This is a genomic window from Domibacillus mangrovi, from assembly GCF_001906925.1.
In the GTDB taxonomy this organism is placed as follows: Bacteria; Bacillota; Bacilli; order Bacillales; family Domibacillaceae; genus Domibacillus; species Domibacillus mangrovi.
In genome coordinates this window covers 1-12,521 of the sequence record NZ_MRWQ01000013.1, presented here as the reverse complement: position 1 = coordinate 12,521, position 12,521 = coordinate 1, and the positions used below count along the sequence as shown (strand labels likewise).

The window sequence follows — 12,521 nt, the reverse complement described above, 5'->3', positions numbered from 1 at the left end:
GGCTCCCCGGTGTTTTGCTTTATTAAAAAAGCAAGCTTGATTTATACTGCATTGCCTGCTGCTGCATCTTCAAATGTCAGTTCAACGGTTTCAGTGAGCACATCTGCATAGCTGTAAGAAACGCGTTCAAATGAATTTTCATCCTGATCAAGTTCTACGACAAATACAGCAGGGTACGTTTCCGCTAAAATACCGGAACGCTCAATAGTCTTACGTCGACCACCATTCGCTTTAAGCAATAATCTTTTACCCAAATGACAATCAAGCGACTTTTTAATATCGGATAATGTTTTCGGCATTTGCTTCCACCTCACTTCACTCATGTTGAGTATAACACAATCTTTTTTTTTAGTCAAATAAATTTATAATTTTATCAGCGTCTCTTATTGTTGTCAATATTTTTTGTTCAAAAAACACCGTTTTTTTTCGTCACGGTTATTATTTCCCCACTTTCAAAAAAAAAACCGCCCTTTTTTCAAGAGTGGTTTATATGTGTTATATATCTTCATTCAAAAGAGCATCAGAAAGCATACCGAATTCAGCTAGTGATAGCGTCTCTCCTCTTCTAGATGGATCAATTCCTGCTTTTTTCAGTGCAGCGATAATGTGTTCCTTTTTCTCTTTTCCATTTGGCAGCCCGTTTACAAGATTATTTAAAATCGTTTTGCGGCGCTGAGCAAACGATGTGCGAGTGACAGTAAAGAAAAAATCTTCATTTTGAACGCGTACTGCTGGTTCGTCACGGACTAGCAGTTTGATAATCGCTGAATCAACATTTGGCGGCGGTGTGAAGACTGTTTTCGGTACAATGAATGCCAATTCCGCTTCTGTATAATATTGCACAGCAATGGACAGTGAGCCATATTCTTTCGTTGATGGCTTCGCTGAAATGCGGGCCCCCACTTCTTTTTGAAGCATCACGACAAAACCGTTTACCGGAACTTTATCTTCAAGCAGCTTCATAATAATTGGTGTTGTTACATAATAAGGCAAGTTCGCGACGACCATGAGACGATCATATCCCCCAAACTCCTTTTCAACAACTGTTTTTACATCGGCTTTCAATATATCTTCATGAATGATTTTTACATTGTCATAGGGCGATAATGTTTCATCTAAAATCGGCAAGAGCCTCTGGTCAATTTCAAAAGCAACAACTTTTCCAGCTGTACGGGCTAAATGTTCCGTCAATGCGCCAATTCCCGGTCCAATTTCAATGACACCTGTTTCTTTTGTTAGACCAGCCGTTTCAGTAATACGCTGTAAAATATTTGAATCAATTAAAAAGTTTTGACCGAGACTTTTTTTAAATGAAAATCCGTGCCTAGAGAGAATATCTTTCGTCCTTGAAGGTGTAGCTATGTCTTTCATCGTGTTTCCTCCTCCATTACTTCTTTCAACGCAGCAATGAACTGTTCGCGTGTCACTTGAAACATAATGAGCCGTTTGTGCAGCTGTTTTCCATTCGCGTAGCCTATTTTTAATTTTATGCCGAGCTTTTCTCGTCGTGCTTTCGCTCGATCACCACCTATGAGCCCCGCATCCACAAGGTCCTCCATCGTCATCTGTTCCTTCGCATTATTTTCCATATATTGTGCATCACAAAGCGCTTTACGGATCGATTCGATCGACGCGTGCTCAACGCCGACACCTCGACCAAGCTTTTCGATCGCTTCTTCTTTTGGCAAAAAAGCATGCCGGCAGCCTGGCACTTGCTCTGATATCATATTGCGGATGCGATGCCCCGGATAGTCAGGATCGGTGAAAATAATCACCCCCCGCGTTGCCTGAGCGTGTCTCACTTGTTCTACGACACGTTCATCAACAGCAGATCCTCTCGTTTCAATCGTATCAGCATCAACTGCCAGTTTTATTTTCACTGTATCATCTTTACCCTCAACAACGATAATTTCTTTTATTTTCATTTTTTCCTCCGAACGAAAAAGCAGAGGCTGTAAAGCCTCCTGCTTAATCAATTTGAAACAGTGTTTGCGCATTTTTCATCGTAGCTTCTGCCACTTCTTCATAAGAACATTCTTTCAATGCCGCAATTTCTTCCGCCACAAACTTCACGTACGCCGGCTCATTTCGTTTGCCTCGGTATGGATGTGGTGCTAAATATGGACAGTCCGTTTCAATCAATAACTTATCTAATGGAACAGCGACCGCTACTTCTTTCGGCTTTTTTGCATTTTTAAACGTGACAGGACCACCGAGTGAAATGTAGAAGTTCATTTTTATGCACTCAAGTGCTGTTTCTGCACTACCGCTGAAACAATGCATAATGCCGCCCACTTCTTCTGCGCCTTCTTCTTTTAATATATCGACAATATCCTGTGTCGCTTCTCGATTGTGAATAACAATTGGCAGCTTCACTTTTTTAGCCAATTGAATTTGACGTCTAAAAACATTTTTTTGAATGTCTTTCGGCGATTTGTCCCAGTGATAATCAAGACCCGTTTCACCGATAGCAACAACTTTTGGATGAAGAGCAAGATCTTCAATCCACGCAAGATCTGCATCACACATATCGATCGCATCAACTGGATGCCACCCAATTGCTGCGTACAGCCAGTCGTATCGTTCAATGAGACCCATCGCGCGGTCAATCGTTAAACGGTCAAAGCCAACAACGACCATTCGGCTAACACCGGCTTTCTGAGCCCGTACAACGACTTCTTCTATATCCTCTTGATATTGATCCGCATTTAAATGAACGTGTGTATCAAAAAGCATCTTATCACCTGTTTTTATTTTTGTTTCACGTGAAACAATTTATTTTACTTTATCCCGTATTAACGGGCAGTAAGACTCCCCGCTTCAAGATTTTGAAAAGAAAAAAGGATAAGCAGGGGATCAACTTCCCGTAAAAGCCCGATTGGTTCGGGCCGGCTGAAGCGGGTCACTCACGTATTGCCGCAGGACGCGGCGCTCTTTACTTGAGTTCCTGTTTAATTCAGTGGGGATGTCGGGGAACGCAGACTAAGATCGTCACGTCCTGTGACAACGTCTGCATGATTCACATCCTGTAAACCTAAACCCCACTGAATGAAGTTTCACTTTATCTTCGCTCCATTTGGTAAGTTTTCTGGTACTTCAGTAAGTGTTAAAATCCCATCTTTAGAACCCGCTAGAATCATGCCCTGCGATAACTCACCTCGCAATTTGACTGGCTTCAAGTTTGCTACAACAACGACTTTCCTTCCCACAAGTTCTTCCGGTTTATAGTACTGTGCAATGCCTGAAACCACTTGTCGTTTTTCAAACCCTAGGTCAAGCTGCAGCTTTAATAGTTTATCCGCTTTTTTTACTGGAGCCGCTTCAATAACAGTCGCGGCACGGAGATCCACTTTCATAAAGTCATCAATGCTAATCTCTTCTGAAATCGGCGCGTACTCTTCCAATGGTTTCTCTTCTTCGACATGTGTTGGAGGACCTTGCATCTTCTCTTTAATAAAGTTGATTTCTTCTTCCATATCAAGACGCGGGAAAATCGGATCGCCTTTTTTTACAACTTGAACGCCTTCTGGAATTGCTCCGAATGCTTCTAAGCTTTCCCATTTTTGCAATGATGATTCATTCAGCTGTAACTGTTCAAAGATTTTGTTCGGTGTGCTCGTCAAAAAAGGCGTTAAAAGAACCGCTACTCGGCGCAATGATTCCGCTAGATGGTACATGACCGTACCGAGTTCCGCCTTTTTTTCTTCTTTCGCCAGTACCCATGGCTGCGTTTCATCAATATATTTATTTGTCCGGCTTACAAGCTGCCAGAGCGATGTTAACGCCACCGAAAACTCCATGCTTTCCATCGCTTCTTCATATTCCCGTACTGCTTTTTCATTTATGTCCACAAGGGCTTGTTCAAATTCACCGTCAGAACCTTTGTAAGCCGGGATAACGCCGTCAAAATACTTATTAATCATGGCCACAGTCCGGTTCAATAAATTGCCCAGGTCATTTGCCAGGTCATAGTTAATTCGTTCTACAAACCCTTCCGGCGTAAACACACCGTCAGAACCGAACGGTACTTCGCGGAGAAGATAATAGCGTAGCGCATCAAGACCGTAGCGGTCAATTAACGTCACTGGGTCAACCACGTTGCCTTTTGACTTCGACATTTTACCATCTTTCATTAATAACCAGCCGTGTGCAAATACTTTTTTCGGTAGAGGCAAATCAAGAGCCATCAACATAATGGGCCAGTATATTGTATGAAAACGAACAATTTCTTTTCCAACAAGATGCACATCCGCGGGCCAGTATTGATTAAATTTTTGGGTGTTATCTGTTCCATAACCGAGCGCAGTAATATAATTCGACAAAGCATCAATCCATACGTATACAACATGTTTTGAATTTCCTGGTACTTGTACACCCCAATCAAATGTTGTCCGTGAAACCGCTAGATCTTCAAGTCCCGGCTTAATAAAGTTGTTGATCATTTCATTTTTACGGGATTCTGGCTGAATAAATGTTGGGTTTTCTTCATAATATTTCAGAAGACGGTCCGCATATTTACTCATACGAAAGAAATACGACTCTTCACGAACTTTTTCTACCGGGTGGCCACTATCCGGACTTTTCCCGCCAATTACTTCACCATTTTCATTTACTTCTTTATCGACAAGCTGCGTTTCTGTATAAAAAGTTTCATCTGGTACGGAATACCAGCCTTCATATTCACCAAGGTAAATATCGCCTTGATCCAGAAGCTGTTTAAAGATTTTTTCTACGACGTCTTTATGACGTTTTTCTGTCGTCCGGATAAAATCATCATTAGAAATATGCATCGTTTCCCACAACTTCTGAATACCGGCAACAATCTCGTCCACGTATTGCTGTGGCGTGATTCCTTTTTCATCTGCTTTTTCTTGAATTTTTTGACCATGTTCGTCCGTTCCGGTTAAGTACATAACATCAAAACCGCGCAGCCGTTTATATCGTGCTATCGCATCGCCTGCTACGGTTGTATATGCATGACCAATATGCAAATTACCGCTCGGATAATAAATAGGTGTTGTTAAATAAAACGATTTTTTATGATCGCTCAATGGATTCCCTCCTTATTACTCTTTCTTCTTATAGATAAAAGCTTCCGGCCACCTGCCGGAAGCTTTTACATCATTTCTTTTATTTTCCCCCATCCACGAATAAATGTAAATATGCACGCTTTCTTTTCTCTAATTTCCGTCGTTAAACACCTGATAAAATTCGACAAATTTCGACGCTATGTACAAACTTTTTGTAAAAAAAGTTATTTTTCTGAAAATATTGATAAATCAATGTTTTCTGTACTTACAGTTAATTGAAGAATTACATTTTATTTGTTGACGTTTATGGGAAGTGTTGGTATGATTACGTTACAGGATGAAAATTTTGTCGAAAAATGACGAATGCATTTACGCAACATCTTTTAATACAACCACAAATGGAGAGGAGAATATTTTTCAAATGAAATCAACAGGTATTGTACGTAAAGTAGACGAGCTAGGACGGGTGGTTATTCCAATTGAATTGCGCCGTACCCTTGGCATTGCAGAAAAAGATGCACTTGAAATTTACGTAGATGATGATAAAATCATCCTTAAAAAATATAAACCAAGCATGACTTGTCAAGTAACAGGTGAAGTTTCCGACGATAACATCAAACTTGCCGGCGGAAAATTAATCCTTAGCCATGAAGGTGCCGAACTCTTGATCAAAGAAATTCAAGAAGCTTTTGAAAACGGTAAATAATATCAAAATCCCGATGGTGATTACTCGCCATTGGGATTTTTCTTCGTGTGATAGGCGGCATATACGTCACGTTTCGGTAATCCTCTATCTTTAGCTGCCTGTTTTACTGCTTCTTTTGGTATCATATTTCTTTTGGTAACATACTGTTCAACATGTGCTTCCACAGTCATTTCACTCCACCATTCAGAATTAGGCTGCTCTACCAGTTCTTCAGTACTTCCTTCAATCACAAGGCAAAATTCACCCATAATCTTAGAATCGTTTGCCCATTCTGCTGCTTCGCCAACTGTCCCTCGTAAAAACTCTTCAAACTTCTTCGTTAGCTCCCGGCAAAGTACAATCCGACGACCTGCACCGAAAAAGGCTTCCATTAAATTAAGTGTTTCTTTTAACCGATGCGGCGATTCATACAAAATAAACGTATCGCGGAATAAGGCCAGTTTTTCAAGCTCTTTCTTTTTTTCTTTTTTCCCTCGGCTTAAAAACCCATAAAAATAAAATGGCTGTGGCGCAATGCCTGATGCAATGAGCGCCGTGACAGCTGCATTCGCACCTGGAAGTGGAACGACATTCAATCCTTCTCCTATCGCTGCCAGAACAAGCTCATAACCCGGATCCGATATACATGGCGTGCCCGCATCGCTGACAAGTGCTACTGTTTCGCCTAATTGAATGCGGTCAATCAATTTACGTCCAGATGCTTCACTGCTATGTTCGTGGTAGCTGATGATAGGTGTAGCAATGTCAAAGTAATTACACAACTTTTTCGTATTGCGTGTATCTTCCGCAGCAATGACGTCTGCTTCTTTCATAATACGGAGCGCCCTCACAGTCATATCTTCCAGATTGCCAATTGGCACCGGCACAAGATATAAAATACCTTCTATTTCCTCATTTAAAAAACTTTTTTGTGCTTTCAACGGCCACACCTCTTTTCAGCAAATAATCGTTTTTTTTCATGCGAGAAAGTTGCTTAAATGCATATTCTACCCGCATTGCTTCTTGCTTTGTGTCGTACATCTCACTATGGATAAGCATAACCGGCAGACGAGCTCTCGTATACTTTGCCCCTTTACCGGCATTGTGAACACTCATTCTTTTTTTCAAATCATTTGTATACCCCGCATAAAGCGAACCGTCATGGCACTTAACGACGTAAAAATGGTGACTCATCGCCATATAACAGTGTCCTCACTTCCTCAGTATACTCACCCTTTTCATCGTACACATAAAGAGGCATTAAAATTTTCAAATCCGGTGCACCATCTTTTATGCCTTCAACGAGGACCGTGTTTGCTTCTTTTCCACTCTTCGGATAAACGAAACGAAGCCGCTTCGGTTCTACACGGTACTTCCTCATTAGCGTCAAAATGTCCAAGAGCCTGCCTGGGCGATGTACAAACGCTGCTTTTCCGCCCTGTTTTAACAACCTTGATGATGAACGAATGCAATCTTCAAGGGTACACTTAATTTCATGACGGGCAATGGCAACATATTCATTCATGTTTAATTCTCCGTCAGAAGGTGTTAAAAAATAAGGAGGATTACACGTAATAAGTGTATGTTTCTCCATCCCAAGCAGCTCCGGTGCATTCTTTAAATCACCATTTACTATCTTAATTTGATCATTCAATTTATTGTACTGCACACTGCGGACAGCCATATCACAGAGCCGTTCCTGTATTTCGACACCTGTAATCGGTGCACTTGTTTTTGCAGACATTAGCAGCGGAATCACACCATTTCCAGAACATAGATCAATAATTGAACCACGTGTTTTTGGAACGGAGGCAAATCGGGCCAACAGCACTGCATCAAGCGAAAATGAAAACACGGTCGGGCTTTGAATAATTCGCAGCTCTTCCGCCAACAAATAATCGAGCCGCTCATCTTCCTTTAATTCTGGCATACCTATCACCCCTCTCGCACAAAAGAGCCTTCCTTTAAAAAGGAAGGCAAAAAATCGTCATTATTTTTTATTTAAAAATGATAAACAGAACAGGCAGTCTTCGTCTTTACGAGGGCTTCCAAAATGCACACTGCAAATGTGGAACCCTTCCTGATAAAGACGAGCAAGATTATCGTAGCCTTCACCAATGTCAGCTCCTCGCGCCTGAACATTTTCTGCCCCTGATGCTTTTTTTTCATAACCACGTTCTAATTCTTCAAGCCTGCGGCGCAAATGATCATTTTCAATCGTTAACGAGTTATTTTCTTCCAATATTTCAGCGAGCTGCACTCTTACTTCACCCAGCTGTTGATAAAGCTCACCAATTTGTAATTCCATATGACTAACGGAATCAAAGATCGCCTTTTTATCTAATTTTTCCACCGCATCAGTCACCTGCTTTCACAGAAACGGCTCCTTCTTTTCCGAGTTCATCAGATGAGAACTCAAGCGTCCGTTCTAATTCCGGTATGTGCACCTGCACGAGCCGCTCTAAAATATTCAAACCCGTTACTTTTCCGTAACCACTCGGCGTCTGCACTTTTTGGCCGACATCTGGTAATTCACGGCGTGCCGCTTCATATTCATCATTTTCATATTTCAAACAGCACATAAGACGGCCGCACAGTCCAGAGATTTTAGCAGGATTCAATGACAAGTTTTGATCTTTTGCCATTTTAATGGATACAGGCTCAAAATCACCAAGAAACGTCGAACAGCAAAGCATTCGACCACAGGGGCCAATGCCGCCAAGCATTTTTGCTTCATCCCGGACACCTATTTGGCGAAGTTCGATCCGTGTTCTAAAAATGGATGCCAAATCTTTCACTAGCTCGCGAAAATCAACTCGCCCGTCCGCCGTAAAATAAAAAATCACTTTGTTGCGATCAAATGTATATTCCACGTCAACAAGCTTCATATCTAGCTTGTGCTCGACAATTTTATCCATACATGTCGTAAATGCAGTAGTTGCTGCTTCACTATTTTCTTGAACAGCAAGACGATCTTTTTGATCTGCCGTCCGAATTACCTTTTTAAGAGGCAAGACGACATCACTTTCATCAACATCTTTCGGTCCGACGACGACATGACCGTATTCAACACCTCTTGCAGTTTCAACGATAACGTGATCTTCTTTCTGAATATCGAGTTCCCCTGGATCAAAATAATATATTTTACCCGCTTGTTTAAAGCGTATACCTACTACATTACACAAAGGCATGTCCTCCCTGTACCTTTAACAAAAGCTGTTCCATAAGCAGCTGCTGGTTCATGTTATTGTTGATTCTGCGCTTCGCTTCCAAAATAAAACTAAGACGATCGACAAGCGCTTCAGCTGTTAAAAGCAATGCATCCTGTCTAAAGGAAACGGCATAATCAGGAAATGCAAGGCTATATTCTTCTCCTGTCATTATGGAAAGTAGATCCCTATGAATGAGAACAAAAAGATCAAGGCCAAGATTGATCTGTTCTTTCTCTTTAAAATGCGAATGAAAGTCCTCCGATAGCTGAACAAGAATTGCTAGCCCCCCAACTCTTAGGCCTTCGTATAATTTTAACACTATTGAACGTGCCTGTGCAAACCACTCATCCTGTGACAACGCACGTGCTTCGTCAAGATGATTCGTTATTTTGGATACAAGTGATGCCATTGAAAGCGGTATTTCATCCTGGATAAGACGTTCTTTTAACTGGATATCATCAATTGGCCGAAACGATAACTGCTGGCATCTCGATATAATCGTTGGCAGCATCCGGCTGCTCTGCTCCGTTATTAAAAAAGCGACCGTATTTGAAGACGGCTCTTCCAAAAATTTGAGCAGACTGTTGGCAGCACTTGCTGTCATTTTATCAGCGTGATTAACAATATATACTTTTCGGCTTGATTCAACGCCCGTTTTTGTAAATTCCTGCTGTAAATAATAAATTTGCTCTTTTTTGATCGACAGCCCGTTCGGTTCAATCACATGAATATCCGGATGGTTGCCATGATTAATACGACGGCAATTCACACATCGTTCACATGGCCTTAATTCTTTTTCCGGCTCCAAGCAAAATAAACTTTTTGCAAATAAAAGTGCCGCTTCTTTTTTTCCCGTACCCGGATCGCCTTCAAACAAATACGCATGTGCTACCCGATCTTTCAAAATACTATTTTCAATCATTCGCATGACAGTTGGCTGACGCGCCGCTGTCTCTTCCCACAGTTTAGACACGTAATCCACACCCTTTTAAAATTGATGAAATTGCTCAACGGGAAGCACAAACACCGTCGCCCCGCCAACTGGTACTTCTATCGGATAAGGCACATACGCATCTACATTACCGCCAAGCGGTGAAAGTGGGGGTACCACCTGATCGCGCGACTGACAATTTTGTTTTACAATATGAAGTGCTTCCTCAAGACGTTCATCCTCTATTCCAATCATAAATGTCGTGTTTCCTGCTTTTAAAAAACCCCCTGTAGACGCAAGCTTTGTCGCACGAAATTGATGTTCAATCAGTGCATGAGACAGTTTATTGCTGTCTTGATCCTGTACAATCGCCATAATTAACTTCATCCCATATCCCCCTAATAGGATTTCTTTCATTATATCAAAAGCATCAAAGCAACACTTTTTTAATTTTTGCGAGTGCCGCTTGAAAAACAAATTCTTCCTCTTTCTCTGCATCAATTACTACAATCCGTCCAGCATCTCGCTCTGCCAGCATTAAATATCCTTCCCGCACCTTCTTGTGGAAAGAAAGCCCTTCTAAATCAAGACGATTCACTTCCCGCCCATCATGTTGATGGATTCTCGCAAGACCCACTTCCGGACTCACATCAAATAATAGCGTCAACTTTGGCATCATCCCATCTGTCGCAAACGCATTAATCGACGCTACTTCGTTCATACCAAGTCCTCTTGCGTGTCCTTGGTAAGCAAGTGAGCTGTCAATAAAGCGGTCACAAAGCACAATTGCTCCACGTTCAATTGCCGGTATCACTTTTTCAACGAGATGCTGACGGCGTGCTGCTGCATATAAAAGCGCCTCCGTTCGTGCATCCATTGCTGTATTTTCTTTATTTAAAATAACGGACCGAATTTGCTCCGCAATCGCAATTCCCCCTGGCTCACGTGTTTGAACAACATCCTTGCCTCTGTTTTTCAGTTCCTGAACAATTCGGTTTAATACTGTCGTTTTTCCTGCTCCTTCAGGTCCTTCTATCGAAATAAATATTCCTTTTTTCATTGTTTATACCTCCCCGCAAAAAACGGCAACCCGTCCTTCTTTTAAGCCGCTTCCGCCATGAAAACGACTCCCGTGTATTAGCATCCATTCAAGTGATTCTATATGTTCATTCAAAATTCGTTCTCCTTCCATGATCAATGGAATGCCTGGCGGATATGGAATAATCATTTCTCCGGCAATCTGACCTAATGCTTCATGAAATGGAACGAATTCTTTCTTATATTTATTATGCTCATTATACGGCAATGCGAGTGTCGACACATCCTTTGTTTTTTTCACTTCTGGAAAACGCTCTCTCACTATTCCTTTTTTCAAATGAAAATAATCCAGTTTTTTTAAAGCATCCGCTTCAAATGTCATCTGTCCTTCTTTTAAAAGCGGAAAAACAAGTAATACTTGAAAAGGATCAGCCATCTCTGGATATACTCCTGCCTGTTCAAACAGTATCTGCAATTCATATCCAGAAAGGCCCTCTGCCCGTACGAGAAGTTTGTATGGATCATCTGGTTTGAAGCACAAACATCCTCTAGACTCCAGCACTTTTTTTACTCTGTCTACTACCTGCATCGAGTAATGATGATCAATCTCTTTATAAGCAGCCGTGTATGCTCTCGCTGCATCAAGTGACGCCATAATTAGATACGAAGGGCTGCTGGACTGGATCGCATGCAAATAAAATATCACTTTTTCCCGGTCTATATGACTTGATTGAATATGAAAATACGATCCCATCGTCATCGCTGGCAACATTTTATGGGCTGACTGTACTACAATATCGGCTCCCCAATAAAGTGCACTTTCCGGAATACCTTCATAAGGCAATACAAAATGAGCCCCATGCGCCTCATCTACAAGTATGATTGATTCGTTCTCTTTCGCAATCATAGCCAACGTTTTAAATTCATCTGCCATCCCATAGTAAGAAGGGTACGTAAAAATTACGGCTTTAACGTTCCTGTACTGACGATACGCTTTTTTTAATGTCTCAGTCGAAAACAAAACAACGGTTTTAGAGTTTTCATCATATTCAGGTGCCAAAAAAACAGGCACTGCTTTTGCCATTTTCAGTGCATTCAACACAGACTTATGGCAGTTTCGCTGAACAAATACACGATCTCCTTCCGAAAGAGAACCAAGAATCATCGCAAGATTGCCAACCGTGCTTCCATTTATAAGAAATTTACTTTCATTTGTTTGATAAAAATCACTTAATAATTTCTCTGCGTCTTGAATACAGCCTTCAGGAGCATGAAGGTCATCTAGTCCACTTAACTCTGTTACATCGTACGACAGGTCCAAAAAAGATGAAAGCTGTCCATTTTTATGCCCTGGAACATGAAAAGAAACAGGACTCTGCTTCTTATGCTGTTTTAATGCTTCGATCAGAGGCATTCTTGTTTGATCCATACGCATTTTATCTCGTCCTTTCATTTTTTATATAGAAAAAGGAGATGACATAAAGTCATCTCCTTTTATACTGTAACGTGCCAGGCGGCGTCCTGCTCTCACAGGGGGACACCCCCAACTTACACCGGCGCTGAATAGGGTAACTGCCGTGTTCGGGATGGGAACGGGTGTGACCTCTTCGCTAATGCCACCTGAC

15 protein-coding genes and 1 rRNA gene are annotated in these 12,521 nt (G+C 41.5%); 1 reads left to right on the top strand and 15 read right to left on the bottom strand.

Annotated elements, in window-relative coordinates:
• Nucleotides 1-41: 41 nt before the first annotated feature.
• From veg to metG, 5 genes are all read right to left on the bottom strand, one after another.
• The gene (gene veg / locus BLL40_RS13550) at nucleotides 42-299 is read right to left on the bottom strand and encodes a biofilm formation stimulator Veg (RefSeq protein ID WP_073712411.1); all 258 of its coding nucleotides are present in this window, start codon (nucleotides 297-299) and stop codon (nucleotides 42-44) included.
• A 196-nt stretch (nucleotides 300-495) separates the two neighbouring features.
• The gene (gene rsmA, locus BLL40_RS13545; RefSeq protein ID WP_073712410.1) at nucleotides 496-1,371 is read right to left on the bottom strand and encodes a 16S rRNA (adenine(1518)-N(6)/adenine(1519)-N(6))-dimethyltransferase RsmA; all 876 of its coding nucleotides are present in this window, start codon (nucleotides 1,369-1,371) and stop codon (nucleotides 496-498) included.
• Complete coding sequence (gene rnmV, locus BLL40_RS13540) at nucleotides 1,368-1,925, bottom strand: ribonuclease M5 (RefSeq protein ID WP_073712409.1); 558 nt, start codon at nucleotides 1,923-1,925, stop codon at nucleotides 1,368-1,370. Before rnmV ends, rsmA begins: the two co-directional genes overlap by 4 nt.
• Nucleotides 1,926-1,968: 43 nt before the next feature.
• Complete coding sequence (locus tag BLL40_RS13535; RefSeq protein WP_073712408.1) at nucleotides 1,969-2,736, bottom strand: TatD family hydrolase; 768 nt, start codon at nucleotides 2,734-2,736, stop codon at nucleotides 1,969-1,971.
• Between the two features lie 320 nt (nucleotides 2,737-3,056).
• Complete coding sequence (gene metG / locus BLL40_RS13530) at nucleotides 3,057-5,051, bottom strand: methionine--tRNA ligase (RefSeq protein ID WP_073712407.1); 1,995 nt, start codon at nucleotides 5,049-5,051, stop codon at nucleotides 3,057-3,059.
• Between the two features lie 400 nt (nucleotides 5,052-5,451).
• Here metG and BLL40_RS13525 point away from each other — a divergent pair, with 400 nt between their 5' ends.
• Nucleotides 5,452-5,736 (top strand): transition state genes transcriptional regulator AbrB, encoded by a 285-nt coding sequence (locus BLL40_RS13525; protein ID WP_073712442.1) that lies wholly within the window; start codon nucleotides 5,452-5,454, stop codon nucleotides 5,734-5,736.
• 20 nt (nucleotides 5,737-5,756) lie between these two features.
• Here BLL40_RS13525 and rsmI read toward each other — a convergent pair whose 3' ends face one another.
• The 10 genes from rsmI to rrf form a co-directional block, all read right to left on the bottom strand.
• Nucleotides 5,757-6,656: a 16S rRNA (cytidine(1402)-2'-O)-methyltransferase gene (rsmI, locus tag BLL40_RS13520; RefSeq protein WP_073712406.1), complete on the bottom strand. Its 900-nt coding sequence runs from the start codon at nucleotides 6,654-6,656 to the stop codon at nucleotides 5,757-5,759.
• Nucleotides 6,628-6,915, bottom strand: a complete 288-nt coding sequence (locus BLL40_RS13515; protein ID WP_073712405.1) for a GIY-YIG nuclease family protein — start codon at nucleotides 6,913-6,915, stop codon at nucleotides 6,628-6,630. The genes rsmI and BLL40_RS13515 overlap by 29 nt, the downstream gene beginning before the upstream one ends.
• Nucleotides 6,884-7,645 carry a tRNA1(Val) (adenine(37)-N6)-methyltransferase gene (locus tag BLL40_RS13510; RefSeq protein WP_073712404.1) on the bottom strand — a complete coding sequence of 254 codons (762 nt, stop codon included), beginning with the start codon at nucleotides 7,643-7,645 and terminating at the stop codon, nucleotides 6,884-6,886. Before BLL40_RS13510 ends, BLL40_RS13515 begins: the two co-directional genes overlap by 32 nt.
• A gap of 60 nt (nucleotides 7,646-7,705) precedes the next feature.
• Nucleotides 7,706-8,023 (bottom strand): DNA replication initiation control protein YabA, encoded by a 318-nt coding sequence (gene yabA, locus BLL40_RS13505; protein ID WP_095532855.1) that lies wholly within the window; start codon nucleotides 8,021-8,023, stop codon nucleotides 7,706-7,708.
• Between the two features lie 49 nt (nucleotides 8,024-8,072).
• Nucleotides 8,073-8,900: a PSP1 domain-containing protein gene (locus tag BLL40_RS13500; protein WP_073712402.1), complete on the bottom strand. Its 828-nt coding sequence runs from the start codon at nucleotides 8,898-8,900 to the stop codon at nucleotides 8,073-8,075.
• A complete protein-coding gene (gene holB / locus BLL40_RS13495) occupies nucleotides 8,893-9,900 on the bottom strand; it encodes a DNA polymerase III subunit delta' (RefSeq protein ID WP_073712401.1) in 1,008 nt (335 codons plus the stop codon). The genes BLL40_RS13500 and holB overlap by 8 nt, the downstream gene beginning before the upstream one ends.
• A 15-nt stretch (nucleotides 9,901-9,915) precedes the next feature.
• Nucleotides 9,916-10,245 carry a cyclic-di-AMP receptor gene (locus BLL40_RS13490; RefSeq protein WP_073712400.1) on the bottom strand — a complete coding sequence of 110 codons (330 nt, stop codon included), beginning with the start codon at nucleotides 10,243-10,245 and terminating at the stop codon, nucleotides 9,916-9,918.
• A 43-nt stretch (nucleotides 10,246-10,288) separates the two neighbouring features.
• Nucleotides 10,289-10,918 carry a dTMP kinase gene (tmk, locus tag BLL40_RS13485; RefSeq protein ID WP_073712399.1) on the bottom strand — a complete coding sequence of 210 codons (630 nt, stop codon included), beginning with the start codon at nucleotides 10,916-10,918 and terminating at the stop codon, nucleotides 10,289-10,291.
• Nucleotides 10,919-10,921: 3 nt separating this feature from the next.
• A complete protein-coding gene (locus BLL40_RS13480; protein WP_342743124.1) occupies nucleotides 10,922-12,331 on the bottom strand; it encodes an aminotransferase class I/II-fold pyridoxal phosphate-dependent enzyme in 1,410 nt (469 codons plus the stop codon).
• Nucleotides 12,332-12,404: 73 nt separating this feature from the next.
• Nucleotides 12,405-12,520: ribosomal RNA gene (rrf, locus tag BLL40_RS13475) — 5S ribosomal RNA — on the bottom strand.
• Between the last annotated feature and the right edge of the window lies 1 nt (nucleotide 12,521).

Bases quoted from the DNA above. Each gene is read 5' to 3' on its own strand.
- veg (WP_073712411.1), bottom strand. From the start codon at position 299: ATGCCGAAAACATTATCCGATATTAAAAAGTCGCTTGATTGTCATTTG.
- BLL40_RS13515 (WP_073712405.1), bottom strand. From the start codon at position 6,915: ATGGCGATGAGTCACCATTTTTACGTCGTTAAGTGCCATGACGGTTCG.
- BLL40_RS13535 (WP_073712408.1), bottom strand. From the start codon at position 2,736: ATGCTTTTTGATACACACGTTCATTTAAATGCGGATCAATATCAAGAG.
- BLL40_RS13525 (WP_073712442.1), top strand. From the start codon at position 5,452: ATGAAATCAACAGGTATTGTACGTAAAGTAGACGAGCTAGGACGGGTG.
- BLL40_RS13510 (WP_073712404.1), bottom strand. From the start codon at position 7,645: ATGCCAGAATTAAAGGAAGATGAGCGGCTCGATTATTTGTTGGCGGAA.
- tmk (WP_073712399.1), bottom strand. From the start codon at position 10,918: ATGAAAAAAGGAATATTTATTTCGATAGAAGGACCTGAAGGAGCAGGA.
- BLL40_RS13490 (WP_073712400.1), bottom strand. From the start codon at position 10,245: ATGAAGTTAATTATGGCGATTGTACAGGATCAAGACAGCAATAAACTG.
- rsmA (WP_073712410.1), bottom strand. From the start codon at position 1,371: ATGAAAGACATAGCTACACCTTCAAGGACGAAAGATATTCTCTCTAGG.
- yabA (WP_095532855.1), bottom strand. From the start codon at position 8,023: ATGGAATTACAAATTGGTGAGCTTTATCAACAGCTGGGTGAAGTAAGA.
- rnmV (WP_073712409.1), bottom strand. From the start codon at position 1,925: ATGAAAATAAAAGAAATTATCGTTGTTGAGGGTAAAGATGATACAGTG.
- BLL40_RS13480 (WP_342743124.1), bottom strand. From the start codon at position 12,331: ATGCGTATGGATCAAACAAGAATGCCTCTGATCGAAGCATTAAAACAG.